Below are 24463 nucleotides of genomic sequence, written 5' to 3'. Positions count from 1 at the left end.
GACTGTGTATTGGAAAATTCGCAGGAAATCAACGGGACCCGCCTCATCGCGGGGCCGGTCCCGTTGCTGCCTGACGACAGGCTCACTTGCCTGACTTGACCCGCGTCCAGCTACGGGTAACGGCACGCTGGACCCGCGGGTTCAGCTCGCTGAAGGTATAGAGCTTCTGGCTCGCGGCTTCAGTCGGATAGATGCCCGGGTTGTCGCGAATCTCTTCATCCACCAGCGGCGTGGCCGCGCGGTTGGCGTTGGGGTAGGCCACGTAGTCAGTGATCGGCGCGATCACTTCAGGGCGCATCAGGTAGTTCAGGAAGACATGGGCTTCCTCGACGTTCTTGGCGTCCACCGGAATCGCCATCATGTCGAAGAACGAGGCTGCGCCTTCCTGAGGAATGGCGTACTCGACCGGCACGTTGTTCTCGGCTTCCTCGGCCCGCGCCTGGGCCTGGAACACGTCGCCCGACCAGCCCACCGCCACGCAGATCTCGCCATTGGCCAGATCGGTGATATAGCGCGAGGAGTGGAAGTAGCGCACATGCGGACGGATCGACATCAGCAGCTCTTCGGCTTTTTGCACGTCGTCCACATTGGCGGGGTTGGGGTCCAGCCCGAGGTAATGCAGCGCGGCGGCATAGACCTCGTCAGGGGCGTCCAGGAAGGAAACGCCGCAGGAGCGAAGCTTCTCGATGTTTTCCGGCTTGAACACCACGTCCCAGGAGTCGATGGTGTCGACGCCCAGTGCGGCCTTGACCTGTTCGGGGTTGTAGCCGATCCCGGTGGTGCCCCACAGGTAGGGGAAGGCGTACTGATTGCCCGGATCGGCGTTGTCCAGCGCCTTGAGCAGCGAAGGGTCGAGATTTTCCCAATTGGGCAGCTTGGACTTGTCCAGCGCCTGGAATACCCCGGCCTTGATCTGCTTCGCCAGGAACTGGTTGGACGGCACCACCACGTCGTAACCCGAGCCGCCGGACAGCAGCTTGGCCTCGAGCACTTCATTACTGTCGAACACATCGTAGACGACGCGGATACCGGTTTCCTTGGTGAAATTCGCCAGCGTGTCCTCAGCGATGTAGTCGGACCAGTTGTAAACATGCAGTACCCGCTCCTGCGCCTGCGCTGCACCGGCGACGGTGCCGGCCAGCGTCAGGGCGAGTAGGGTCTTGGCGAAAGGTGTCATCCTTAATGCTCCTGTTGTCGTCAGTCGGGCAGTTGCGCAGCCAGTTCCACGCCTGCGGAGTCTGGCAAGGTCGAGAGGTGCATTTCAATCACCGCTGGCTGCCTTTTGCTAGCATAAGCAAGCTCCAGGCCAGCCTCTCTGTAACAGATCATTCCACCTCGCCTGCGGTGAGATCCAGGCACAGCCGCGCCTTGCTCACCAATTCGTCGATCTGCGCCTCGCTGATCACCAGCGGCGGCGAGATGATCAGGGTATCGCCGACTGCTCGCATCACCAGACCGTTGTCGAGGCAGTGCTCCCGGCAGCGCATGCCGAGCTCGATGCCGCTGAAGCGGGTGCGCGTCCGCTTGTCCTTCACCAGCTCCAGCGCACCGAGCATGCCCAGACCGCGGGCTTCGCCCACCAGGGGATGATCGGCCAGCTCGCGCCAGCGCCGTTGCAGATAGGGCGCAGTGTGGGTCCTGACCCTATCGATGATGCCCTCGCGCTTGAGGATCCGCAGGTTCTCCAGGGCAACCGCGGCGGCCACCGGATGGCCGGAATAGGTAAAACCGTGGAAGAACTCGCCGCCCTCATTGAGGACCGCCGCCACCTCGTCGCGCACGATCACTCCCCCCATGGGCACGTAGCCCGAGGTCAACCCCTTGGCGATGGGCATCAGGTCCGGCGCGCTGCCGTAGTAATCGCTGCCGAACCACTCTCCAGTGCGACCGAAGCCACAGATCACTTCGTCGGCGATGAACAGGATGTCGTAACGGGCAAGGATCTCGTGAATCTTCGGCCAGTAGCTGTCCGGCGGAATGATCACCCCGCCAGCTCCCTGGATCGGTTCGGCGATGAAGGCCGCGACTTTCTCCACGCCGACCTGGAGGATTTTCTGCTCGAGTTGCTCGGCCATTCGCACACCGAAGGCCTCCGGGTCCTCGTCACCGCCCTCGCCATACCAGTAGGGCTGGTCGATGTGTTCGATGCCGGGGATCGGCAACCCGCCCTGGCCGTGCATGGCCTTCATGCCGCCAAGGCTGGCGCCGGCAACGGTCGAGCCGTGGTAGCCGTTCCAGCGCCCAATGATGACCTGCTTCTGCGGCTGCCCCTTGACCGCCCAGTAATGGCGCACCATGCGCAACACGGTGTCGTTGGACTCGGAGCCGGAGCCGGTGAAGAACACATGGGTCATGCCGGCAGGAGCGATTTCCGCGATCGCCTCGGCCAGCTCCAGCACCGGCGGGTGGGCGGTCTGGAAGAACAGGTTGTAGTAGGGTAGTTCGCGCATCTGCCGCGCCGCCGCTTGCACCAGCTCCTCACGGCCGTAACCGACGTTGACACACCAGAGCCCGGCCATGCCATCCAGGATGCGGTTGCCCGCGCTGTCCCAGAGATAGACGCCCTCGGCGCGGGTGATGATGCGCGAACCCTTGGCATTGAGAGCCTTGTAGTCGCTGAAGGGCGGCAAGTGATGTCGACGCCCCAGGGCCTGCCAGTGTTGCGTGTTGCCTTCTGTCACATCCGCCTCCGTTTGGGTTTTGCCGCCTCGATGGTTGACGCTGTGCTCACTCTCCTGCTTCTGATGTGGGCTGAAGCCCACCCTACGAGGCCACGCTAGTCCAGGCTCCAGCACTCTTACCGAGCGATTTCAAACCGAAAGCATGAGAAATTCGCGTTCCCAGGAGCTGATGACCCGGTTGTAGTTTTCCTGCTCGGCGCGTTTGACCGCCACGTAACCGGTGATGAATTTCTGCCCCAGATAGGGCTCCAGGTCTCGGCAGTTCTCCATTCGCTCGAGCGCCGCTTCCAGTGACAGGGGCAGCCGCAGGTTGCGCCGCTCGTAGCCCCGTCCCTGCACCGGGGCGCTGGGGCTCAGCTGCTCGACCATGCCGATGTAGCCGCACAGCAGGCTGGCGGAGATGGCGAGGTAAGGGTTGGCGTCGGCGCCGGCGAGACGATTCTCGACTCGCCGGTTCTGCGCATCGGAATCAGGGACGCGCAGGCCCACGGTGCGGTTTTCCTCACCCCATTCCACGTTGACCGGGGCCGAGGTATCGGGCTGGAAACGCCGGAACGAGTTGACGTTCGGCGCGAACAGCGGGAGCACCTCGGGGATGTACTTCTGCAACCCACCCACGTGGTGCATGAACAGTTCGCTCATGGAGCCATCAGCATTGGAGAAGATGCTTTGCCCCTGCTGGTCGAGGACGCTCTGGTGGAGGTGCATGGCGCTGCCCGGTTCACCGGTCATGGGCTTGGCCATGAAGGTGGCCGCGACGTTGTGCTTGAGTGCCGCTTCGCGCATGGTGCGCTTGAACACCAGGATCTGGTCGGCCAGGTGCAGCGGATCGCCGTGACGGAAGTTGATCTCCATCTGCGCCGTGCCTTCTTCATGGATGAGGGTATCCAGATCCAGCCCCTGCGCCTCGCACCAGTCGTACATGTCCTCGAACAACGGGTCGAATTCGTTTGCCGCATCAATGGAAAACGACTGGCGGCCGGTTTCCTGGCGGCCTGACCGCCCTACCGGTGCCTGCAAGGGGAGATCCGGGTCCTCGCAGCGCTTGGTCAAGTAGAACTCCATTTCCGGCGCCACCACCGGCTTCCAGCCCCGATCGGCATACAGGCGCAGCACCTTCTTGAGGATGTTGCGCGGCGAGATCTCGATCGGATTGCCCTGCTTGTCATAGGTGTCGTGAATCACCTGGGCGGTGGGTTCGATGGCCCAGGGCACGAGAAACACGGCGCAGGGGTCGGGCCGGCAGAACATGTCGATGTCCGCCGGGTCCAGCAGGCGGTAGTAGACCTCGTCCTCGACGTAGTCGCCGGTGACCGTCTGCAGCAGCACGCTCTCGGGGAGGCGCATCCCCTTTTCGAGCACGAATTTGCTGGTGGGAGATATCTTGCCGCGAGCGATACCGGTGAGATCGCTGATCAGGCATTCCACCTCGGTGATCTTGCGTTCCTTCAGCCAGCTCGTCAGGTAATCGAAGTTGCTCATGATGGTCGCTTCCGGTCTCTAGCGCTGCCGCGAACGGGCCAGACAGGCCACGGCAAAGGCGTCGAACAAGGTCAGGTAGTCGGGGTTGTCCTGGACTTTCCATTCGGGATGCCACTGCACGCCCAGCGCGAAGCTGGCCGCGCCCTCGACGCTGAACGCTTCGATCAGGCCGTCCGGCGCCAGCGCCTCGATCCGCAACCCCGGCCCGAGCCGCTCGACACCCTGACCGTGCAGGGAATTGACCTGGATTTCTCCCGCCAGCCCGATGTCGGCCAGCAGACCACCGGGCTGCACCTGCACCGCATGCCGGAACCCGTATTGCATGTCTACCGGGTCGCCCTGCACTTCGCGGTGATCGGCGAAGGGACCCGCGGCATGCACCTTCTGGTAGAGGCTGCCGCCAAAGGCCACGTTCATCTCCTGGAATCCGCGGCAGATGCCCAGGACCGGCACCCCGGCGGCCACCGCTTCGCGTATCAGCGGCAAGGTGGTGCTGTCACGCGCCGGGTCATGCGGTGTGCCGGCCTCGCTGGCCGCGCCCTGGTAATGACGAGGCTCGACATTCGAGGGAGAGCCGGTAAAGACCAGGCCGTCTACGCTTTCCAGCAAGGCCTCGCGATCGATCAGCGAGCCCAGCGAGGGTATGACGAAGGGCAAACCGGCGATGGCGGCGGCGCGCAGGTACTTGTCGCCGGCGATGTGAAAGACATGATGGCCAATCTGCGTGGTACAGGCGGAGACGCCGATCAATGGCATGCGTGCCATGGGAAACCCGTTCACGTCGAGAAGTTGAATAGGAGGTTAGCCTTGTTCATTTTTTCTTACAACCACCCCCGAAAATTCCGAACAGGCCCGCTTCACGAGCTCGGCACCGTTCCGGTCCACGCCCAAAAAACGGACACAGCCGCGCCATATCAGGGCACTCTATGCGGCTATTGACACTCTGCCGGCTTTTCGGCTTGACTGCCTTAAAGCCAGAGATTGATTGAAATTTTTAACAAATCGAAGGTGCACACCATGTCACCCCCGCCACGCGTCGTTCAGCTCAATGAGGCGAACGCCTTCCTCAAGGAACACCCCGAGGTTCAGTTCGTCGATCTGTTGATCGCCGACATGAACGGTGTGGTCCGCGGCAAGCGCATCGAGCGCGCCAGCCTGCATAAGGTCTATGAAAAGGGCATCAACCTGCCCGCCTCCCTTTTCGCGCTCAACATCAACGGCATCACGGTGGAAAGCAGTGGCCTGGGACTGGACATCGGTGATGCCGACCGCATCTGCCTGCCGATCCCCAACACGCTGAGCAAGGAACCCTGGCAGAAGCGCCCTACCGCTCAGTTGCTGATGACCATGCACGAGCGCGACGGCTCACCGTTCTTTGCCGATCCGCGCGAGGTGCTGCGCCAGGTAGTGGCTCGCTTCGAGGAGGAAGGCCTGACGGTTTGCGCCGCCTTCGAGCTGGAGTTCTACCTGATCGACCAGGAAAACGTGAATGGCCGTCCGCAGCCCCCGCGCTCGCCGATCTCGGGCAAGCGACCGCATTCGACCCAGGTCTACCTGATCGATGACCTCGACGAGTATGTCGACTGCCTGCAGGACATTCTCGAAGGCGCCAAGGAGCAGGGCATCCCGGCCGACGCCATCGTCAAGGAGAGCGCGCCGGCGCAGTTCGAGGTCAACCTTCATCACGTCGCCGACCCGATCAAGGCTTGCGACTACGCGGTCCTGCTCAAGCGGCTGATCAAGAACATCGCCTACGACCACGAGATGGACACCACCTTCATGGCCAAGCCCTACCCCGGCCAGGCCGGCAATGGGCTACACCTGCATATCTCCATCCTGGATCGTGACGGCAACAACATCTTCGCCAGCGAAAACCCTACCGAGCACCCCACGCTGCGTCATGCCATCGGCGGGCTGCAGCAGACCATGGCCGCCTCGATGGCGTTTCTCTGCCCGAACGTGAACTCCTATCGCCGCTTCGGCGCCCAGTTCTATGTGCCGAACGCGCCCTGCTGGGGCATCGACAACCGCACAGTGGCCCTGCGCGTGCCTGCCGAGAGCGCCGATTCGGTGCGTATCGAACATCGGGTGGCCGGTGCCGACGCCAACCCCTACCTGATGATGGCTTCAGTACTGGCGGGAATTCATCATGGCCTGTCGCGCCAGCTCGAACCCGACGCGCCGATGGAGGGCAACTCCTACGAGCAGGCCGAACCCAGCCTGCCGACCAACCTGCGCGACGCATTGCGTGCGCTGGATGACTCCGAGGTGATGTCGCGCTACATCAGTCCCGACTACATCGACATCTTTGTCGCCTGCAAGGAGAGCGAACTGGCCGAATTCGAGTATTCGATCTCGGACCTCGAGTACAACTGGTACCTGCATACCGTCTGAGTACGGGGGCTGCTCATCTTTTGTGACGCAACCGGCGCCCCCGGACGCAACGGGGCTGGCGTCCGGGCTGTCCTTGCTCTGCACGTCTCATCAACAGCTGAGCAGGACTAGGCCCATGAATCCATCCACCCACGCGCTGCTGGCGGTCGGCACCTACACCGAGTCGATGGCCGACTCCGAGGGACAGCCTGGCGCCGGTATCCACCTGCTGCGGCTCGACCTTGCCAGTGGCGAACTGAGCGAAGCCGTGGTTCATTCCGGGCCGGTCAACCCCACCTACCTCACCAGCGCGCTGGACAAGCTCTACAGCATCCGCGAGGTGGGCCGAGACGCCAGCCCGAGCCTGGACGTATTTGCCCTGGACCGAGCCGCAGCGACCCTTACCCCGCTGTCCAGCCTGTCGACGCCTGGCTCGGGGCCCTGCCACGTCTCGGTCGACAGCCTGCGCAGCCTGGTGCTGGTGTCCAACTACAATTCCGGCGAAGTGCTGGCCTACAGCCTGGATCCCGACGGGCTGCCCTGGGACGAACCCGTGGTAATGACGCGCAGCGGCTCCGGCCCCGACAGCGAGCGCCAGGACGGCCCGCATGCGCACTGCGCCAGGACCTCACCGGATGGCCATTTCGTCTATCTCTGCGACCTGGGCACCGACAAGGTCATGCGCCATCCGGTGATCGACGGTCGGGTACGCACCAGCGCGGACCTGACCCTGGCCGCACGCCCTGGTGCCGGCCCGCGCCATCTGGACTTCACTCCCTCCGGGCGCCATCTGCTGGTCAACAATGAGCTCGCCTCGAGTCTGTCGCTCTATCGACTGTCAGGCGACGAGGTCGCGCTTGTTCAGGAGCTGTCGACCCTGAGTGGCGAGGTCGAAGGCAACAAGGTGGCAGCGCTGTGTATTCACCCGTCCGGTCGTTTCGTCTACGTGTCCAACCGCGGGGAAGACAGCGTCTTTGCCGCACGCCTGGACGAAGCGGCAGGCAGCCTGACCCGCCTCGGCAGCTGGAAGGCAGGCGGGCGCACGCCACGCGGCATGGCGGTATCGCCGGACGGCCGGTTCCTGCTGGTGGCGTCCCAGGACGATGGCCTGATCCAGGTGTTTCGCATCGAACCGGATGATGGCGGACTGCAGCCGCTGGAGACCCGCTACCCGATCGACAGCGCCGTCTGCCTGCACTTCACGTGAACACCGCGGGCTTGCCCGGGCGAAGCGGCTGGCGTCCAATGGGCGCCTATCCGGAGATCCCCATGCGCCCCGTCAGCCCGCGAAAATCCAGAGCCAGCAGCCAGCAGCGCATCGATGCGATCCTCTCCGCCGCTCGCGCGCTGCTTGCCGAGCAGGGTCTGGGTGCCCTGAGCATGTACAGCGTCGCCGAGCGCGCGGGTATCCCGCCCTCTTCCGTGTACCACTTCTTCGCCAGTGTCCCGGCGGTGCTCGGAGCCCTCACGGCGGAAGTGCATGCCGCCTTTCGCGCCTGCCTCGAAGCCCCGGTCGATGCAGCCGAAATCCATGACTGGCGCGACCTTTCGCGACTCATCGAGCAACGCATGCTGGCCCGTTACGCCGAAGACCCCGCAGCCCGGCAGTTGATCCTCACCCAGCATGGCCTGGCGGAGATCACCCAGGCCGATGTCCGCCACGACCTGGAGCTCGGTCGGCTGATGCAAGGGTTGTTCGAGCGGTTCTTCCGACTCCCGCCGTTGCCTGAAGAGCTGGATGTCTTTTCCCTGGCGCTGGAGCTGAGCGATCGCGTCTATGCCCGCTCGATCCAGTTGCATGGAGAGATCACGCCACGCCTGGCCGAGGAAGGCATGCGGGTGTTCGACGCCTACCTGGGGCTCTATCTTCCGCCCTGTCTTCCCCGACGGTAAATCCGATTCTCATCGGCTCCTGACCCTAACCAAAACGACCGACAACGAATATTGGCTTTTATTATCGATATTTATCGAATATAACTAGGCCACTTACCCGCAGCTGGAACCTGATATCTCCTGCCTGTCCAACACTGCATCGCTCGCGCCGAGGTTTTGCCATGACCCGCACCGTCACCGTCGCCGCCACCCAGATGGCCTGCTCATGGGATCGTCAGGGCAATATCGCCCGGGCCGAGAAGCTCGTGCGCGAGGCCGCCGCGAAGGGCGCCCAGATCATTCTCATCCAGGAACTGTTCGAGACGCCCTATTTCTGCCAGAAACCCAACCCTGAATATCTGCAGATGGCTACGACGGTCGAACAGAACCCCGCCATCACGCACTTCCAGAAGGTCGCCGCCGAGCTGGCAGTGGTGCTTCCCATCAGTTTCTTCGAGCTGGCCGGCCGTGCGCGCTACAACAGCGTGGCGGTAATCGATGCCGATGGCCGCAACCTCGGCACCTATCGCAAGAGCCACATCCCGGATGGCCCGGGTTATCACGAGAAATACTATTTCAACCCGGGGGACACCGGCTTCAAGGTCTGGGACACCCGCTATGCGCGAATCGGCGTCGGCATCTGCTGGGATCAATGGTTTCCGGAGACAGCCCGCAGCATGGCGCTGATGGGCGCGGAACTACTCTTCTACCCCACCGCCATCGGCAGCGAGCCGCATGATCCGAGCATCACCTCCCGCGATCACTGGCAGCGTGTCCAGCAGGGTCACGCCGGTGCCAACCTTATGCCGCTGATCGCCAGCAACCGCATCGGGACCGAAGAACAGGACGGCTACGACATCACCTTCTACGGCTCGTCGTTCATCGCCGATCAGTTCGGCGCCAAGGTCGAGGAGATGGACCAGACCAGCGAAGGCGTACTGGTGCACAGCTTCGATCTCGATCGGCTCGAGCATGTGCGCAGCGCCTGGGGCGTCTACCGCGACCGCCGACCCAATCTCTACCTGCCGATCAGGACGCTGGACGGCTATAACGAGTGCAAGTGAGCCCTACCCCGCACCCTGAGGCGCCCGATCCATGACGACGCTCTGTAGTACGCCCCGCACCGATGGTTTCCGCATGCCCGCCGAATGGGAACGGCACAAGCAGACCTGGATGCTCTGGCCCGAACGCCCGGACAACTGGCGGGCCGGCGGCAAGCCCGCCCAGGCCGCCTTCACCGAGGTGGCAAGGGCCATCGCACGTTTCGAGCCTGTCAGCGTTGGCGTTTCCGCGGCGCAGTACGACAACGCTTGCGCGCGACTCGAGCACCCGCGCATCAGGGTGGTGGAGCTCAGCAGCGACGATGCCTGGGTGCGAGATACCGGGCCCACCTTCGTCATCAATGGCGAGGGCGAAGTCCGCGGGGTGGACTGGGATTTCAATGCTTGGGGCGGTTTTCAGGGCGGCCTCTACGCCCCCTGGCAGCGTGACGATCAGGTGGCACGCAAGATTCTCGCCCTCGAACACTGCTCGCGCTACCGAACCCGAGGCTTCGTGCTCGAAGGCGGCGCCATCCACGTCGACGGTGAAGGCACCCTGCTGACCACCGAGGAATGCCTGCTCAACCCGAACCGCAACCCGCATCTGACGCGCCAGGCCATCGAGGAAACGCTGCGAGAGTACCTGGCGGTCGAGCGCATCATCTGGCTACCCGAAGGGCTCTACAACGACGAGACGGACGGCCACGTCGACAATTTCTGCTGCTTCGTCCGTCCGGGAGAGGTGCTGCTGGCCTGGACCGACGATCCGCAGGAGCCCAATTACGACCGCTGCCGCGCCGCCCTCGAGGTGCTGGAAAAAACCCCGGACGCGCGCGGTCGCCTGTTGCGCGTCCATCGGCTGCCGATACCCGGCCCCCTCCACGCCACCGAGGCCGAATGCGCTGCGGTGGACCGGGTGGCCGGCAGCCAGCCACGCAATCCGCTGATTCGCCTGGCCGGCTCCTATGTGAACTTCCTCATCGTCAACGGCGGCATCATCGCACCGGCGTTCGGCGACCCGCTGGATGCCCAGGCCGAAACCATCCTGCGCGACTGCTTCGCCGACCGGGAAGTGGTGATGGTGCCCGGCCGGGAGATCCTGCTGGGCGGGGGCAATATTCACTGCATTACCCAACAGCAGCCTGCCTGAGCCATATACCCTCGGGGGTACATGGCCTGGGCCGCAGACGGGTGCCGCCGGCGGCTGACGCAGAATGTAACGATTGGATGCAGCGAAACATGGCCGCTTTCAGCCAGCGCCCGGAGCACGCCTGAATGCGCTGAAAGCACTGCGCCAGTAGTGCGCCGGCGCTTTCGCCATGCCGCAAGTCCGGGCTTGCGCTGGCCAACGCAGCGGGGGAGTATTGGCTGCTTGAGGCTGCCGAGGGGCCGCCCGCAACACAAGGAGAGAGTCGTGAAAGCACTGATCGTCGGCGGCCTGAGTGCCGTTATCCTGGCCGCGGGTCTGGCCGCCCAGGCCCAGCAACCCGATATCGAAGACCAAATCGAGTTCCGCCAGGCTGGCTACAAGTTCATGTCCTGGAACATGGGCAAGATCAAGGCCCAGGTAATCGACGGTTCCGTCGAATACGATCCACTGCAGGTTCAGGCGGCCGCCAACGCCATCGCCGCGATTTCCAACTCCGGCATGGGTGCGCTGTTCAGTCCCGGCAGCAGCCGGGCCGAAATGGGCGAGATCACTGCGCTGCGTCCGGAATTTTTCCAGAACCTGGACGAAGCGGGCAGGCTGGGCCGCAACTTCAATGTTGCCGCCAACAACCTGGCCAGCGAAGCGGCCTCCGGCGACCAGGCGCGCATTCGGCGGGCGTTCGGTGAAGTCGGCCAGACCTGCAAGGCCTGCCATGACGAGTTCCGCTTTTCTCGCCAGTAATCCACAGGCCGCGCCTGACGGCGTGGCCTGTTGCCGGTTTTACCAGTTCAGCGCCGGAGGTGCGGGTGGTGCTGGCGGGGGTGCCATCCAGCCCGCCGCCGACTGCACCACCCAGACCGCCAGCAGCGCGATCGCCACGGCGATCACCACCGCCCACCAGGCACCGCCGACCGCTTCGCGCTCACCCGCATCGCGCCGCTGCGCCCGTCCGCACACCATCGCCCAGACCAAGGCGCGCTTCTGGGCCAGCTTGTAGAACAACAGCGCCGCCAGATGCAGTCCGATCAGGCCGATCAACCACCATTTGGTTTCCCGGTGCAGGCTGCTGAACAGAGCGCTGGTGTCTCGCTCCACCAGCCGGTACAGCGGCCCCTGGAAAGCGATATCGTCAGTCGCGATCAGGCCACTGCCGGCCTGGAAACCCAACAGTGCCAGCATGGCAATCACCGACAGCGAACCGATCGGTGAATGGCCCGGCTGGCGCCACTCGCCACGCAGGTAGGCCAGCAGGCTGAACGGCGCTGTGCAGATCCGTGACCAGCGTGCGTAAGTCGACCCCACCAGCCCCCACACCAGGCGAAAAACCAGCAAGCCAAAAATGAACTGGCCCAGGCGACCGTGCCAGAACATCCAGTTGCCACCGATCCAACCCGTGGCAATGGCCACCACAACGCTTACCGCCAGCAACCAGTGAAACAGCCTTAGCGGTACGTCCCAAACCTTGATGCTGTCGGCCATGCAAAACTCCCCTTAATCTCCTAGGATTTGGCCTTCCGACAGGTATTGATTCCCAGCAACGGATAGGCAGGGCAGAAGCGTATCAGTCCGGTGAACAGAGGCAAAACGCCGATCCAGCCCCAGAGGCCAAGGGTGCCGGCCAACGCAAGGCCGATCAGCGCGAGGCCAATGACAATCCGCAGGGTACGGTCGAGAGTTCCGATGTTGGTCTGCATGCTTCTAGGCTACTTTAGGCCCCTTGAGTGCGCCGGCGATCCAGCGCTTCGAAAATCAACATTCCCGCCACCATCGCAGTGAAAAAGGCCCAGGCCTGCCAGTGACCGGCGAACAGTATCGTCAGCGCCGGTCCCGGGCAGATGCCAGCCAGCCCCCAGCCCACGCCGAACACCAGGTTGCCGACGATCAGCCGGCGATCGAGGGCGCGGGCCTGCGGCAGCTGCATCGGCTGATCGAGCAACGAACGCGCCCGCCTCTTGGCCCAGGTCATCGGCAGCAAGGCCGCCGCGACGGCACCGAGCATCACCAGGGCCAGCGACGGGTCCCAGGCACCCGCCAGATCAAGGAAACCTGTCACTTTGGCCGGATTCGCCATGCCGGACAGCAGCAGACCGACGCCAAACAACAGTCCCGCCAGAAATGCGGTCAGCCGCGCCATTGCTCAGGCCCCTCCCAGCAGATGTCGAACCACATAGACGGTCAGGAATCCGCTGGCCATGAACGCCAGGGTAGCCGCCAGCGCGCGTGGGGCCAGGCGGGACAACCCGCACACCCCATGCCCGCTGGTGCAGCCGGAGCCGTAGCGGGCGCCCAGACCGACCAGCACACCGGCCGCCACCAGAGCCGGCCAGCTGCCCTGGAATTCGATTGTCGGAAGCGCCGTGAAGAATCGCCAGAGCACGGGTGCCAGGACCAGTCCAAGCAGGAAGAGGGCCTTCTCGTCACGCCCTTCGCCCAAGCGAAACAGGCTTCCCAGCAACCCACTGATCCCGGCGATGCGCCCGTTTGCCATGATGAACAGGCCGGCCGACAGCCCGATGAGAAGCCCTCCGGCGAGCGCCGACCAAGGCGTGAAGCTGTTCCAGTCGATGGTCATCGTTCCCCTTCCTTGCAAAATTGCAGATACAGCGTCTGCAGCACGGCCAGTGCTGGCTCGCTGGCGATCCGGTAGTAGACTTGCTTGCCATCACGACGCGTCGTCACCAGGCCTTCGCGCCGCAGCACCGCCAGTTGCTGCGACAGGGTCGGCTGGACGATGCCCAGTAACTGCTCGAGTTCGCCGACGCTGCGCTCGCGCTCCACGAGCTGGCAGAGCAGCAGCAGCCGGTCCGGATTACCCAGCGCCTTGAGCAACTGACAGGCTGCGCCAGCACTATTGCGCAGCTGCTTCAGATCCACGCGCGCGTTGCCGGAATCCATAGACCTTTCCTCAGTTGACATAATAACAATATGTTTATTTATATATTGTCAGTCAAATCGCTTTCGCCCCTGCCTTGCGCGCACCCACCAGCAGCAGGCGCCGGCCACGGTAACGGCGGGACTCATGACGGCCAAGGCCCACCCCGAGGAGGTCCCACGGCTGCAGCGACTCGGTGCCACGGCGTGATTCTCAGGCCTTTGATCCTTGAGCTCGCCGACCGTCTGCTGGCCATCTAGCGTACCCGTGACGACTCGACCACAATGCAACGAAGGGCGCTTCCCCCACAGGACGGATGACCAATGATCACCCTAGAGGCCAGTCAGGTGCCGCCGCCGGGCGATCCGGTGTGCAGCGAGCTTTCGCGCCTGGCGGCCCTGCTCCGCTACGAGATCCTCGATACGCCGGATGAGTCGGAGTTCGACGATTTCACCCAGCTGGCAGCCTATATCTGCAAGACGCCCATCGCCCTGATTTCCCTGGTGGACGAGCATCGCCAGTGGTTCAAGAGCCGCTATGGCCTGACCGCCACGTCCACGCCCCGTGCGCTCTCCTTCTGCCATCACACCATTCGCGGGAGTGAGATCTTCGAAGTCCCCGATGCGACCGAGGACCCTCGCTTTCGCGAAAATCCGCTGGTGACCAGCGCACCGAACATCTGCTTCTATGCGGGTGCACCCCTGATCACTCCGGATGGCCACAATCTTGGCACCCTGTGTGTCATCGACCGGCAGCCACGCCAGCTCGACGAAGAGCAACGCGCCGCCCTCGAACGCCTGAGCCGGCAGGTGATCCGTCTGTTCGAACAGCGTCTGCTGACGCGCCAGCATGCCGAACAGGCCACTCTGCAGCGCGTCATGCTCGACAACGCTACCAACGCTCTGCTGATGATGGATCGCGATGGCCGTATCGAGCAGGCTAACCCGGCGGCGACCCGGCTGTTTGGTTATTCCGGAAACGGACTGACCGGTCGCGACTTCTGCCGGACGCTGTTTTTCGCCGACACCCTCAAAGAACAGGCAGCGCGCCTCTCCCTGGAGCTGGAACGTCCGATCGAACCGGGCTTCGCCGCGCTGACCGAGCCCCTGCGCCGGGGCCAGCGCGAGCAGCGATCCTGGCGCCTGCGCCACCGAACCGGCAGCGAGATTCCGCTGCTGCTGAGCCTTTCGGCGATCCCGGACGCCCATGGCGACACCCGCGGCTACCTCGCCATCGGCTATGATCTGACCCTGCAGGAACAGCTCCAGTTGCGTCTGCAGCAGATTGCCGCTCAGGTTCCAGGCATGCTGTTCCAGTACCACTGGAAACCGGGCGGAGGTGGCTTCACCTATGCCAGCGAAGGGATCGAGGCGGTCTACGGCTTGAGCCCCGGGCAGCTGGTGGAACATCTACACCCGATTCTGGAGCGGGTGCACCCGGATGATCGTGCGCCGATGCTCGACACCCTGCGCCATGCCGCCGAGCAGCGCATCCCCTGGCAGCATGAGCATCGGGCCACGCACCCCAGGCGCGGCCTGCTATGGCTCGACGCCCGGGCCACGCCGCTGTGCCAAGCGGACGGCAGCGTGCTCTGGCACGGGCTGGTCACCGATGTCAGCGAGCGAAAGGCGCAACAGGCGGAGCTGGAAAAACAGCAGGAGATGACTCGCCGCCTGATCGAGTCGCTGTCGGAGGGCGTAATCGCCTGTGATGCCGAAGGACGCCTGGCCCTGCTGAACGATAAGGCCCGCCAATGGTTTGGCGAAACCTACCCCAGCCATCAGCCATCCTGGCTTGATGCGATGTCGCTGTTTGACAGCGAAGGGGCTCGCCCGCTGAGCCGCGACGAGATTCCACTGACCCGCGCACTGCGCGGAGAGGTGGTGGCCAACGCCGAGCTGACCATTCTCAATAACGGCAGCCCCCGCTTTCTGCTGACCAGCGCCGACCCGCTGTACGCCTCCGACGGTAGTAGAATCGGGGCTGTCACCGTGATGCACGACATCAGCGAGCGCAAGCGCAACGAGCGCCTGCAACGCGAGTTCGTTTCCACCGTCAGCCACGAACTGCGCACCCCGCTCACCTCCATCAGCGGCTCGCTGGCCCTCATCTGCAGTGAAGTCATGGGCGAGGTGCCCGCGCACCTGCGGGAACTGTTGGACATCGCCAACCAGAACAGTCAGCGCCTCAACGCTTTGATCAACGATTTGCTAGACATCGACAAGCTCAACGCCGGCAAACTACGCGTCGACCTCTACCGGCAACCGCTGCAGCCCCTGCTGCAGCAAGCGGTGCGGGCCAATCAGGCCTACGCCGACCGCTATGGTGTGACCCTGGAGTTGAGCAGCGCCAGCGCTGCCCGGGTAAGGGCCGACGCATTGCGCCTGCATCAGGTACTGACCAACCTGCTGTCCAACGCTGCGAAATTCTCGCCCGCCGGTGGCACGGTCAGCATGGAGACCCGGCAGACCGGGCAATGGGTACGCGTCACGGTACGGGATCAAGGCCAGGGTATCGACGAATCGTTTCGCGACCGGGTGTTCCAGCGCTTCGCCCAGGCCGACAGTTCCGATACCCGCGCGCAGGGCGGGACCGGCCTGGGGCTGGCCATCAGCAAGGCGCTGATCGAGCGCATGAACGGCCGCATCGGCTACGACTCCCAGCCCGGCAAGGGCGCCTCGTTCTGGTTCGACCTGCCGCTGGACGACGAGGACGACGCATGAAGCCACTACGCAGGGTTATGCATGTCGAGGATGTGCCGTCGATTCAGGTGATCGCCCGTATCGCCCTGGAGCGCGTTGGCGGGCTGGAAGTGCTCAGCTGCTCGTCCGGCCAGGAAGCGCTCGACAAGCTCGACGCCTTTGCTCCGGACCTGATCCTGCTCGATGCGATGTTGCCGGAGATGGACGGTGTGGAACTGTTGCGCCTGCTCGCTGCGCGCATCGATCTGGAGCAGGTGCCGGTGGTCTTTCTCACCGGCTATATGGAGCCAGTGCGGCGCGAGACCTTGCTCGGGCTCGGCGCCCGCGAGGTGCTGGTCAAACCCTTCGACCCGATGCAACTGCCAGCTCAGTTGCAGGAGATCTGGCAGCGGAACCCGAATCAGGCTACAGCTGAATCCAGGTAGCCTTGAGTTCGGTGTACTTGTCAAAGGCATGCAGCGACTTGTCACGGCCGTTGCCGGACTGCTTGTAGCCGCCGAAGGGTGCGGTCATATCGCCGCCATCGTACTGGTTGACCCATACGCTGCCAGCCCTCAGGGCCCGCGCCGTTCGGTGGGCGCGCGACAGGTCGGCGGTCCAGAGCGCCGCGGCCAGACCGTAGGGGGTGTCGTTGGCAATGGCCACCGCCTCTTCCGCGCTATCGAAGCCGATCACCGACAACACCGGGCCGAAGATCTCCTCCCGAGCGATCTTCATGGCATTGCTGACCCCATCGAACAGGGTCGGCTCGACGAACAGCCCGCCGGTCTCCTCGAGCACCCGCTTGCCACCGAGCACCACCCTGGCACCCTCGGCCTGCCCCGCCTCGATGTATCCGAGCACGGTATCGAGCTGCTGGGTGTCCACCAGCGCGCCAACATTGGTCGCCGGATCCAGCGGATGACCAGGCTTCCACGCCTTGAGCGCCTCTACCACCATGGGTAGGAAGCTCGACTTGATGCTGTTCTCCACCAGTAGGCGCGACCCCGCGGTACAGACTTCGCCCTGATTGAAAGCAATCGCCGCGGCTGCCGCCTGGGCGGCCTTGTGCAGGTCCGGCGCGTCGGCAAACACAATGTTCGGGCTCTTGCCGCCAGCCTCCAGCCACACCCGTTTCATGTTCGATTCGCCGGCGTAGATCATCAGTTGCTTGGCGATGCGGGTGGAGCCGGTAAAGACCAGGGTGTCCACATCCATATGCAGCGCCAGCGCCTTGCCGACGGTATGCCCATAGCCCGGCAGGACGTTCAGCACTCCGGGCGGAATACCCGCCTCGACTGCCAGTTGGGCCAGGCGTATGGCGGTCAAGGGGGATTTCTCGGACGGCTTGAGCAGCACCGAGTTGCCGCTCGCCAAGGCGGGGCCCAGCTTCCAGCAGGCCATCAGCAGGGGGAAGTTCCAGGGCACGATGGCTGCCACCACACCGACCGGCTCGCGAGTGACCAGCCCCAGCTGATCGTCAGGCGTCGGCGCCACTTCATCATAGAGCTTGTCGATCGCCTCCGCACTCCAGCGCAGCGCGCGCGCCGCAGCCGGGATGTCGACGCCCAGCGAATCGCCGATGGGCTTGCCCATGTCGAGGGTCTCCAGCAGGGCCAACTCCTCGCGGTGGGCCTCCAGCAAGTCGGCCAGGCGGATCATCACGGCCTTGCGTCTGGCGGGCGCCAGTCGTGCCCAGCGGCCAGAGTCGAACGCGGTTCTTGCGCTGCTCACCGCCCGCTCGGCGTCAGCCGAGTCACAGCTGGCGACCTGAGCCAGGAGGCGGCCATCGATCGGACTCAGGCAGTCGAATCGCTCGCCTGCCGTCGCCTCGCAATAGGCGCCTTCGATGAAGGCGCGCCCCTCGATGCCCAGGTCCCGGGCACGTTGTTGCCACTCGGCGAATGTAGGGCTGGGCATGGGTCGTCCTCCGGGTTGATCAAGTGGAACCGGCACCCTAAACCAGGGCTGGGAGCGCTATCAATATTTTTTACGGAGCAGGCCATGGCCTGCTTGTTTTGTTCAATTTATTAAACATAGACTCAGAACATTCGTGCCTCTCGACCGGAGTCCTTGCGCCATGATCACTCCCTCGCCTGACCAATTCTGGATGCCCTTTACCGCCAATCGTCAGTTCAAGAGCGACCCTCGTCTGCTGGAGAGCGCCGAAGGCATGTACTACACCGACACCTCGGGGCGCCAGGTGCTGGACGGCACGGCAGGCCTCTGGTGCTGTAACGCTGGCCACGGCCGACGGGAAATCACCGAGGCGGTCAGCCGCCAGATCGGCAAGCTGGACTTCGCGCCTACCTTCCAGATGGGCCACCCGCTCCCCTTTGAACTGGCCGAGCGCCTCAGCGCCATCGCTCCAGCGGGCCTCAACCGGGTGTTCTTCACCAACTCCGGCTCCGAATCGGTGGACACCGCCCTGAAGATCGCGCTGGCCTACCATCGGGCCAACGGCCAGGCTTCACGCACCCGCCTGATCGGTCGCGAAATGGGCTATCACGGGGTCGGCTTCGGCGGCATCTCGGTAGGCGGCATGATCAACAATCGCCGCGCCTTCGGCCCGCTGCTGCCCGGCGTCGACCACTTGCCACATACCCTCGACCTGCAGCGCAACGCCTTCAGCATGGGCCTACCCGAACATGGCGTGGAAAAGGCCGAGGAACTGGAGCGACTGGTCGCACTGCATGGTGCTGAAAACATCGCCGCCGTCATCGTCGAGCCGATGTCCGGGTCGGCCGGGGTCATCCTGCCACCCAGAGGCTATCTGAAGCGGCTGCGGGAGATCACCCGCAAGCACGGCATCCTGCTGATATTCGACGAGGTGATCACCGGCTTCGGGCGTGTCGGTGAAGCCTTTGCAGCACAGCGCTGGGGCGTGACACCCGACCTCCTCACCTGCGCCAAGGGACTGACCAACGGCAGTGTGCCCATGGGCGCTGTGCTGGTGGCCGAAGACCTCTACGAGACCTTCATGACCGGCCCCGAGAGCGCCATCGAGTTTTTCCACGGTTACACCTACTCGGGCCACCCGGTCGCTTGTGCCGCGGCGCTGGCGACGCTCGATATCTATGCCCAGGAAAATCTGCTCCAGAGGGCGATCGAGCTCGAAGGCTACTGGCAGGAAGCACTCGCTAGCCTGCAAGGCCTGCCGAACATCATCGATGTGCGCACCGTGGGATTGGTGGCTGGCATCCAGTTCGCACCGCATCCTGAGCAGATTGGCAAGCGCGGCTATGAAGTGTTCTGCCAGACCTTCCAGAACGGCGCGCTGGTACGCGCAAGCGGCGACACCATCGCCCTCTCCCCGCCCCTGATCATCGAGAAGGCCCAGATCGATGGCCTGTTGGAGCGCTTCACCGACGCGATCAAGGCCACTGCCTGAATCCAGCCACGCCCGGGCCTATGCCAAGGCGCACGGCCACGCCTGGCCACAAACGAAAAACCCGCCAGGAGGCGGGTTTTTCGTGAAAGCCGGACCAATTACTTGATCTTGGCTTCCTTGTACATCACGTGCTTGCGAACCACCGGATCGTACTTCTTGATCTCGATCTTGTCGGGGGTGGTGCGCTTGTTCTTGTCGGTGGTGTAGAAGTGGCCGGTACCGGCGCTGGACACCAAACGGATCAGATCACGCATGTTCGTTCTCCTTAGACCTTCTCGCCACGGCTGCGCATTTCAGCCAGGACAGCATCAATACCACGCTTGTCGATGATGCGCATGCCCTTGGCAGTCAGGCGCAGGCGAACGAAGCGGTTCTCGGACTCGACCCAGAAGCGATGATGCTGCAGGTTCGGCAGAAAACGACGACGGGTTTTGTTGTGTGCGTGGGAAACGTTGTTCCCGGTCACCGGACCCTTACCGGTCACTTGACAGACTCTAGACATGCCTCAGCCCTCTAAACCACATGCCCAACCCGGCATGGGTTGGCCGCTTGAACGTTGTCATCGGCGCCTTGCGCCGCATCTTGTCAGAGCCGAACGGCACGCCGGCACGTCAACCCTGAAAAAAGAGCGCTGCTTTATAGCAGAAAGGCTTGCTGGCAACAAGCACGGGTAGCTTTCGCGGACCGGCGGAACGCCCTGCGAAAAGCGTACTGGAGGCTGGAAAGCTGAACGGAAAGGCAGTCTGCCGGACATTGATTGTCTGCAGCGAAACCGGATTTCCTCGCCATCGAGACCCTTGCCACAGGTTCTGCCGCACCCGGGGCCTCTTTCGTCCAGCCTCCAGCGACTTTTATATCCACCCATGCTCGGCCATCGACAATGGCTCGCCATCGCCGACGATGAAATGGTCGAGCACCCGCACATCGACCATTGCCAGCGCATCCTTGAGCCGCTGTGTCAGCGCCCGGTCGGCCTGGCTCGGCTCGGCCACTCCGGAGGGGTGGTTGTGGGTGAGGATCAAAGCTGCGGCGTTATGTGCCAGGGCGCGCTTGACCACTTGGCGCGGGTAGACGCTTGCGCCATCGATAGTGCCATGAAACAGCACTTCGAAACCGAGCACCCGATGCCTGGCATCCAGGAACAGGCAGCCAAACAGTTCATGGGGCTCATGGCGCAGTTGCGCCTTCAGGTAATCACGCACCGCCTGCGGGCTTTCCAGTGCCGAGTCGCGCCGCAGGCGCTCGGCCAGATGCCGACGGCCCATTTCCAGAACAGCCTGCAACTGGGCAAACTTGGCCGGCCCCAGCCCGAGTTGCGCGCTGAACCCGGACTGGTCGGCCTCGAGCAGGGCACGCAGGCTACCGAAGTCGTTCAACAACCGCCGCGCCAGATCCACCGCGCTTAGCCCGGCGACGCCGGTGCGCAGAAAGATCGCCAGCAACTCGGCGTCGGACAGCGCGGCAGCGCCCTGGGCCAGCAGCTTTTCCCGCGGCCGCTCGGCGGCCGGCCAGTCTCTGATACTCATGTCACGCTCCCTGTGTATGCCTCTCTTGCAGCGGGTCCCTTCGCTGCGCAGCCTTTTTTCCGCTGTGGGCCGCTGTGCTATTTTAGCCGATCTCTCCAGGCGCGAACCGTCACTGGCGCACGCGCATCCTATCGAACAACAAGGCAGGCCTATGCAGCGGCTGTATCGTAAACGCATCGTCCTGGGTGTCGGCGGCGGCATCGCTGCCTACAAGAGCGCAGAACTGGTACGCCGCCTGCGCGACCAGGGTGCCGAAGTCCGGGTGGTAATGACCCGCGCCGGCCGCGAATTCATCACCCCGCTGACCCTGCAGGCGCTGTCCAGCCATCCCGTCCACCTGGACCTGCTGGACCCGGCCGCCGAAGCCGCCATGGGACACATCGAGCTAGCACGCTGGGCCGATCTGGTACTGGTCGCGCCAGCCACCGCCGACCTCATGGCGCGCCTGGCGCAGGGCACCGCCGATGACTTGCTCACCACCCTGGCGCTGGCCACCGACGCACCCGTCGCCCTGGCCCCGGCGATGAACCAAGCCATGTGGCGCGACCCGGCGACCCAGGCCAATGTGGCGCTGCTGCAGTCTCGCGGCATGCGTCTGTTCGGCCCGGGCGCGGGCAGTCAGGCCTGCGGCGATGTAGGCCCGGGCCGCATGCTCGAACCTGACGAGCTGGCGCTGGTTGCGGCAGATTGCTTCCGGAGCGGGCTCCTCAGCGGCCGTCACCTGCTGGTTACCGCCGGCCCGACGCAGGAAAACATCGACCCGGTGCGTTACATCACCAACCACAGCTCCGGCAAGATGGGCTTTGCCCTGGCCGAGGCGGCGGCAGAAGCCGGGGCGCGAGTGACGCTGGTCAGCGGTCCGGTGCACCTGCCGACACCGGACCGGGTCGAACGGGTCGACGTGGTCAGTGCGCGCGACATGCTAGCCGCCTGCGAGGCCGCGATGCCCTGCGACCTGCTCATCGCAGCGGCCGCGGTCGCCGACTACCGCCCCGAGGTGGTGGCGCCGCACAAACTGAAGAAGGACCCGAGCACCGTTGACGGAATGCTGCTGCGCATGGTGCGCAACCCGGACATCCTCGCCACTCTGGCCAACCGTCCGGATCGCCCGTTCAGCGTCGGCTTCGCCGCCGAAACCGAGAACCTGCTCGAGTACGCCACGCGCAAGCTGCTCGACAAGAACCTCGACCTCATCATCGCCAATGATGTCGCCAATCCGAGCATCGGCTTCAATGCCGAAGACAACGCGGTCAGCGTGATCGACCGCGCCCAACATGAAACCCGCTTCGGCCAGGCCAGCAAGGGGCATATCGCTCGCCAGCTGGTAGCCTTCATTGCCGACCGCTTCCTCAAGGCCTGACATGCACAGACTGCAAGCCAAGACCCTCGACCCGCGCCTGGGCCGTGACTTCCCCCTGCCGCAATACGCCACCGAAGGCTCGGCAGGCCTCGATCTGCGCGCCATGCTGCAGGAGAACACCCGCCTGGAGCCGGGCCAGACCCTGCTGATCCCCACCGGGCTGTCCATCTACATCGGCGACCCAGGCCTGGCGGCACTCATCCTGCCGCGCTCGGGGCTGGGCCACAAACATGGCATCGTGCTGGGCAACCTGGTCGGACTGATCGACTCGGACTACCAGGGCGAGCTCATGGTGTCCTGCTGGAACCGCGGACACACCGCTTTCGAGATCGCTGTCGGCGAGCGCATCGCCCAACTGGTGCTGGTGCCTGTGGTGCAGGCCCGTTTCGACCTGGTCGAGGATTTCGCCGAGAGCGAACGTGGCACCGGCGGCTTTGGCCACTCCGGCAGTCACTGAGGCGGGGCGCCGGAACTCTGCCCCGGAGAGGCTATCAAACCCCTGTCCCCCGGCTCCGGCACTCTGCCAGCCCCGCCCCTGCATCCGCGCCTGCGCGCCGCAGGGCGCTCTAGCTCAAGCCAGCCGCACCCATTCTCGACGGGCAGGATGTCCCTGATCCCGACACAAGGAGCGAGAACCGCAATGACCCGCGAACAAGCCCCCCTCATACCCGCCAGCATCTTCCGCGCCTACGACATCCGCGGCGTGGTCGGCGACTCCCTGACCCCGGAAACGGCCTACTGGATCGGCCGCGCCATTGGTTCGGAGACCCTTGCCAAGGGCGAGCCGCATATCTCGGTCGGACGCGACGGCCGCCTGTCCGGCCCGGAGCTGGTCGAGCACCTGATCCAGGGTCTGGTGGACTGCGGCTGCCGCGTAGACGACATCGGCATGGTACCGACCCCGGTGCTCTACTACGCGACCCACGTGCTGTCGGGTAAATCCGGAGTGATGCTCACCGGCAGTCACAACCCGCCCGACTACAACGGCTTCAAGATCGTCATCGCCGGCGACACCCTGGCAAACGAGCAGATTCAGGCCCTGCGCGAACGCCTGGAGAACAACGACCTCGCCAGCGGCGAGGGCCAGGTCGAGCGCATCGATCTGCTGGAGCGCTACGCCACGCGCATCACCGACGACATCAAGCTCGAGCGCAGGCTCAAGGTGGTCGTGGACTGTGGTAATGGCGTGGCCGGCGTCATCGCGCCGCAACTGGTCGAGGCCCTCGGCTGCGAGATGATCCCGATGTACTGCGAAGTGGATGGTCGCTTCCCCAACCACCATCCCGATCCGGGCAAGCCGGCCAACCTGCAGGACCTGATCGCCCGGGTACAGGCAGAAGGCGCCGATCTTGGCCTGGCCTTCGACGGCGATGGCGACCGGGTCGGCGTGGTGACGAACCTGGGCAACATCATCTACCCGGATCGCCTGCTGATGGCCTACGCCCAGGATGTGGTCGCGCGCAACCCGGGCGCCGAGATCATCTACGACGTCAAGTGCACCCGGCGGCTGGCCAAGCTGATCGAGGGCTACGGCGGCAAGCCGATGATGTGGAAAACCGGTCATTCGCTGATCAAAAAGAAAATGAAGGAAACCGGCGCACTGCTGGCCGGCGAGATGAGCGGGCACGTGTTCTTCAAGGAGCGCTGGTTTGGTTTCGACGACGGCATCTACGCCGCCGTGCGCCTGCTGGAGATTCTGGCAAAGGATTCGCGCGACGCCGATGCCTTTTTCAACGATTTCCCCTTGGACGTCTCGACCCCGGAAATCAACATCACGGTGACAGACGAAAACAAATTCACCATCATTGATGCCCTGCAACGCGACGCTCAATGGGGCGAAGCCGACCTGTTCACGCTTGATGGCGTACGCACCGACTATCCGAACGGCTGGGGCCTGGTTCGCGCCTCCAACACCACTCCGGTGCTGGTGCTGCGCTTCGAGGCCGACACCGACGAGGAACTCCAGCGCATCCAGAAAGTGTTCCGGGAACAGCTGCTCAACGTCGCGCCCGACCTTAACCTGCCGTTCTGATCC

24 protein-coding genes and 1 pseudogene are annotated in these 24463 nt (G+C 64.0%); 12 read left to right on the top strand and 13 right to left on the bottom strand.

Annotated elements, in window-relative coordinates; all coding sequences use genetic code 11:
• Positions 1-82 precede the first annotated feature (82 nt).
• The 4 genes from ACFOMF_RS07505 to ACFOMF_RS07490 form a co-directional block, all read right to left on the bottom strand.
• A complete protein-coding gene (locus ACFOMF_RS07505) occupies positions 83-1177 on the bottom strand; it encodes an extracellular solute-binding protein (RefSeq protein WP_386363089.1) in 1095 nt (364 codons plus the stop codon).
• A gap of 148 nt (positions 1178-1325) precedes the next feature.
• Complete coding sequence (locus ACFOMF_RS07500) at positions 1326-2681, bottom strand: aspartate aminotransferase family protein (protein ID WP_386363086.1); 1356 nt, start codon at positions 2679-2681, stop codon at positions 1326-1328.
• Positions 2682-2810: 129 nt separating this feature from the next.
• On the bottom strand, positions 2811-4163 hold the full coding sequence (locus ACFOMF_RS07495; RefSeq protein WP_386363083.1) for a glutamine synthetase family protein: 1353 nt from the start codon (positions 4161-4163) through the stop codon (positions 2811-2813).
• A gap of 18 nt (positions 4164-4181) precedes the next feature.
• Positions 4182-4928 (bottom strand): gamma-glutamyl-gamma-aminobutyrate hydrolase family protein, encoded by a 747-nt coding sequence (locus tag ACFOMF_RS07490; protein ID WP_386363080.1) that lies wholly within the window; start codon positions 4926-4928, stop codon positions 4182-4184.
• Positions 4929-5180: 252 nt separating this feature from the next.
• Between ACFOMF_RS07490 and ACFOMF_RS07485 the strand changes: the two genes are divergently transcribed.
• From ACFOMF_RS07485 to ACFOMF_RS07460, 6 genes are all read left to right on the top strand, one after another.
• Positions 5181-6557: a glutamine synthetase family protein gene (locus ACFOMF_RS07485; RefSeq protein ID WP_386363077.1), complete on the top strand. Its 1377-nt coding sequence runs from the start codon at positions 5181-5183 to the stop codon at positions 6555-6557.
• A gap of 115 nt (positions 6558-6672) precedes the next feature.
• Entirely contained in the window at positions 6673-7743 is a 1071-nt protein-coding gene (locus ACFOMF_RS07480) for a lactonase family protein (RefSeq protein ID WP_386363074.1), read from the top strand.
• Between the two features lie 62 nt (positions 7744-7805).
• Positions 7806-8429 carry a TetR/AcrR family transcriptional regulator gene (locus tag ACFOMF_RS07475; RefSeq protein ID WP_386363072.1) on the top strand — a complete coding sequence of 208 codons (624 nt, stop codon included), beginning with the start codon at positions 7806-7808 and terminating at the stop codon, positions 8427-8429.
• Between the two features lie 161 nt (positions 8430-8590).
• The gene (gene aguB / locus ACFOMF_RS07470) at positions 8591-9472 is read left to right on the top strand and encodes an N-carbamoylputrescine amidase (protein ID WP_386363069.1); all 882 of its coding nucleotides are present in this window, start codon (positions 8591-8593) and stop codon (positions 9470-9472) included.
• 31 nt (positions 9473-9503) lie between these two features.
• Complete coding sequence (gene aguA, locus ACFOMF_RS07465; RefSeq protein WP_386363066.1) at positions 9504-10598, top strand: agmatine deiminase; 1095 nt, start codon at positions 9504-9506, stop codon at positions 10596-10598.
• A gap of 264 nt (positions 10599-10862) precedes the next feature.
• Complete coding sequence (locus ACFOMF_RS07460; RefSeq protein WP_386363064.1) at positions 10863-11339, top strand: c-type cytochrome; 477 nt, start codon at positions 10863-10865, stop codon at positions 11337-11339.
• Positions 11340-11378: 39 nt separating this feature from the next.
• Here the strand turns inward: ACFOMF_RS07460 and ACFOMF_RS07455 are convergent, their stop codons facing one another.
• The 5 genes from ACFOMF_RS07455 to ACFOMF_RS07435 are packed head-to-tail and all read right to left on the bottom strand — an operon-like array spanning position 11379 to position 13493.
• Positions 11379-12077: a cytochrome b/b6 domain-containing protein gene (locus tag ACFOMF_RS07455; protein ID WP_386363061.1), complete on the bottom strand. Its 699-nt coding sequence runs from the start codon at positions 12075-12077 to the stop codon at positions 11379-11381.
• 20 nt (positions 12078-12097) lie between these two features.
• The gene (locus ACFOMF_RS07450) at positions 12098-12292 is read right to left on the bottom strand and encodes a YgaP family membrane protein (RefSeq protein WP_386363058.1); all 195 of its coding nucleotides are present in this window, start codon (positions 12290-12292) and stop codon (positions 12098-12100) included.
• Between the two features lie 14 nt (positions 12293-12306).
• Entirely contained in the window at positions 12307-12732 is a 426-nt protein-coding gene (locus tag ACFOMF_RS07445) for a DUF6691 family protein (protein WP_386363056.1), read from the bottom strand.
• 3 nt (positions 12733-12735) lie between these two features.
• A complete protein-coding gene (locus tag ACFOMF_RS07440) occupies positions 12736-13170 on the bottom strand; it encodes a YeeE/YedE family protein (RefSeq protein ID WP_386363053.1) in 435 nt (144 codons plus the stop codon).
• The gene (locus ACFOMF_RS07435) at positions 13167-13493 is read right to left on the bottom strand and encodes an ArsR/SmtB family transcription factor (protein WP_386363050.1); all 327 of its coding nucleotides are present in this window, start codon (positions 13491-13493) and stop codon (positions 13167-13169) included. The genes ACFOMF_RS07440 and ACFOMF_RS07435 overlap by 4 nt, the downstream gene beginning before the upstream one ends.
• Before the next feature lie 300 nt (positions 13494-13793).
• Here ACFOMF_RS07435 and ACFOMF_RS07430 point away from each other — a divergent pair, with 300 nt between their 5' ends.
• Positions 13794-16193 (top strand): PAS domain S-box protein, encoded by a 2400-nt coding sequence (locus ACFOMF_RS07430; RefSeq protein WP_386363047.1) that lies wholly within the window; start codon positions 13794-13796, stop codon positions 16191-16193.
• Positions 16190-16597 (top strand): response regulator, encoded by a 408-nt coding sequence (locus tag ACFOMF_RS07425; protein ID WP_386363044.1) that lies wholly within the window; start codon positions 16190-16192, stop codon positions 16595-16597. The genes ACFOMF_RS07430 and ACFOMF_RS07425 overlap by 4 nt, the downstream gene beginning before the upstream one ends.
• Here the strand turns inward: ACFOMF_RS07425 and ACFOMF_RS07420 are convergent.
• The gene (locus tag ACFOMF_RS07420; RefSeq protein ID WP_386363041.1) at positions 16578-18071 is read right to left on the bottom strand and encodes an aldehyde dehydrogenase; all 1494 of its coding nucleotides are present in this window, start codon (positions 18069-18071) and stop codon (positions 16578-16580) included. The two genes, ACFOMF_RS07425 and ACFOMF_RS07420, sit on opposite strands and share 20 nt — an antisense overlap.
• A 160-nt stretch (positions 18072-18231) precedes the next feature.
• Here ACFOMF_RS07420 and ACFOMF_RS07415 point away from each other — a divergent pair, with 160 nt between their 5' ends.
• Positions 18232-19542 carry an aspartate aminotransferase family protein gene (locus ACFOMF_RS07415; protein ID WP_386363038.1) on the top strand — a complete coding sequence of 437 codons (1311 nt, stop codon included), beginning with the start codon at positions 18232-18234 and terminating at the stop codon, positions 19540-19542.
• Positions 19543-19640: 98 nt separating this feature from the next.
• On the opposite strand, the gene rpmG is transcribed toward ACFOMF_RS07415, so the two are convergent.
• From rpmG to radC, 3 genes are all read right to left on the bottom strand, one after another.
• Entirely contained in the window at positions 19641-19796 is a 156-nt protein-coding gene (gene rpmG, locus ACFOMF_RS07410) for a 50S ribosomal protein L33 (RefSeq protein ID WP_045423166.1), read from the bottom strand.
• 11 nt (positions 19797-19807) lie between these two features.
• Positions 19808-20044, bottom strand: a complete 237-nt coding sequence (gene rpmB / locus ACFOMF_RS07405; RefSeq protein WP_386363034.1) for a 50S ribosomal protein L28 — start codon at positions 20042-20044, stop codon at positions 19808-19810.
• Positions 20045-20393: 349 nt separating this feature from the next.
• Positions 20394-21068 (bottom strand): RadC family protein, encoded by a 675-nt coding sequence (gene radC / locus ACFOMF_RS07400; RefSeq protein ID WP_386363031.1) that lies wholly within the window; start codon positions 21066-21068, stop codon positions 20394-20396.
• Between the two features lie 151 nt (positions 21069-21219).
• Here radC and coaBC point away from each other — a divergent pair, with 151 nt between their 5' ends.
• The 3 genes and pseudogenes from coaBC to ACFOMF_RS07385 all read left to right on the top strand — a co-directional run.
• Complete coding sequence (coaBC, locus tag ACFOMF_RS07395) at positions 21220-22428, top strand: bifunctional phosphopantothenoylcysteine decarboxylase/phosphopantothenate--cysteine ligase CoaBC (protein ID WP_386363029.1); 1209 nt, start codon at positions 21220-21222, stop codon at positions 22426-22428.
• A 1-nt stretch (position 22429) separates the two neighbouring features.
• Positions 22430-22885 carry a dUTP diphosphatase gene (gene dut, locus ACFOMF_RS07390; protein WP_386363026.1) on the top strand — a complete coding sequence of 152 codons (456 nt, stop codon included), beginning with the start codon at positions 22430-22432 and terminating at the stop codon, positions 22883-22885.
• Between the two features lie 183 nt (positions 22886-23068).
• Positions 23069-24460 (top strand): annotated as a pseudogene (locus tag ACFOMF_RS07385) (phosphomannomutase/phosphoglucomutase); the annotation flags it as partial.
• Positions 24461-24463: the final 3 nt, after the last annotated feature.

It is taken from the genome of Stutzerimonas tarimensis, assembly GCF_042648805.1.
In the GTDB taxonomy this organism is placed as follows: Bacteria; Pseudomonadota; Gammaproteobacteria; order Pseudomonadales; family Pseudomonadaceae; genus Azomonas; species Azomonas tarimensis.
This window is presented reverse-complemented; position numbering and strand designations above follow the sequence as displayed.

Bases quoted from the DNA above. Each gene is read 5' to 3' on its own strand.
- ACFOMF_RS07430 (WP_386363047.1), top strand. From the start codon at position 13,794: ATGATCACCCTAGAGGCCAGTCAGGTGCCGCCGCCGGGCGATCCGGTG.
- ACFOMF_RS07495 (WP_386363083.1), bottom strand. From the start codon at position 4,163: ATGAGCAACTTCGATTACCTGACGAGCTGGCTGAAGGAACGCAAGATC.
- rpmB (WP_386363034.1), bottom strand. From the start codon at position 20,044: ATGTCTAGAGTCTGTCAAGTGACCGGTAAGGGTCCGGTGACCGGGAAC.
- dut (WP_386363026.1), top strand. From the start codon at position 22,430: ATGCACAGACTGCAAGCCAAGACCCTCGACCCGCGCCTGGGCCGTGAC.
- ACFOMF_RS07475 (WP_386363072.1), top strand. From the start codon at position 7,806: ATGCGCCCCGTCAGCCCGCGAAAATCCAGAGCCAGCAGCCAGCAGCGC.
- ACFOMF_RS07415 (WP_386363038.1), top strand. From the start codon at position 18,232: ATGATCACTCCCTCGCCTGACCAATTCTGGATGCCCTTTACCGCCAAT.
- aguB (WP_386363069.1), top strand. From the start codon at position 8,591: ATGACCCGCACCGTCACCGTCGCCGCCACCCAGATGGCCTGCTCATGG.
- radC (WP_386363031.1), bottom strand. From the start codon at position 21,068: ATGAGTATCAGAGACTGGCCGGCCGCCGAGCGGCCGCGGGAAAAGCTG.
- ACFOMF_RS07505 (WP_386363089.1), bottom strand. From the start codon at position 1,177: ATGACACCTTTCGCCAAGACCCTACTCGCCCTGACGCTGGCCGGCACC.
- ACFOMF_RS07455 (WP_386363061.1), bottom strand. From the start codon at position 12,077: ATGGCCGACAGCATCAAGGTTTGGGACGTACCGCTAAGGCTGTTTCAC.
- ACFOMF_RS07440 (WP_386363053.1), bottom strand. From the start codon at position 13,170: ATGACCATCGACTGGAACAGCTTCACGCCTTGGTCGGCGCTCGCCGGA.
- ACFOMF_RS07425 (WP_386363044.1), top strand. From the start codon at position 16,190: ATGAAGCCACTACGCAGGGTTATGCATGTCGAGGATGTGCCGTCGATT.
- aguA (WP_386363066.1), top strand. From the start codon at position 9,504: ATGACGACGCTCTGTAGTACGCCCCGCACCGATGGTTTCCGCATGCCC.
- ACFOMF_RS07450 (WP_386363058.1), bottom strand. From the start codon at position 12,292: ATGCAGACCAACATCGGAACTCTCGACCGTACCCTGCGGATTGTCATT.
- ACFOMF_RS07490 (WP_386363080.1), bottom strand. From the start codon at position 4,928: ATGGCACGCATGCCATTGATCGGCGTCTCCGCCTGTACCACGCAGATT.
- ACFOMF_RS07435 (WP_386363050.1), bottom strand. From the start codon at position 13,493: ATGGATTCCGGCAACGCGCGCGTGGATCTGAAGCAGCTGCGCAATAGT.
- ACFOMF_RS07420 (WP_386363041.1), bottom strand. From the start codon at position 18,071: ATGCCCAGCCCTACATTCGCCGAGTGGCAACAACGTGCCCGGGACCTG.
- ACFOMF_RS07480 (WP_386363074.1), top strand. From the start codon at position 6,673: ATGAATCCATCCACCCACGCGCTGCTGGCGGTCGGCACCTACACCGAG.
- ACFOMF_RS07485 (WP_386363077.1), top strand. From the start codon at position 5,181: ATGTCACCCCCGCCACGCGTCGTTCAGCTCAATGAGGCGAACGCCTTC.
- coaBC (WP_386363029.1), top strand. From the start codon at position 21,220: ATGCAGCGGCTGTATCGTAAACGCATCGTCCTGGGTGTCGGCGGCGGC.
- ACFOMF_RS07445 (WP_386363056.1), bottom strand. From the start codon at position 12,732: ATGGCGCGGCTGACCGCATTTCTGGCGGGACTGTTGTTTGGCGTCGGT.
- rpmG (WP_045423166.1), bottom strand. From the start codon at position 19,796: ATGCGTGATCTGATCCGTTTGGTGTCCAGCGCCGGTACCGGCCACTTC.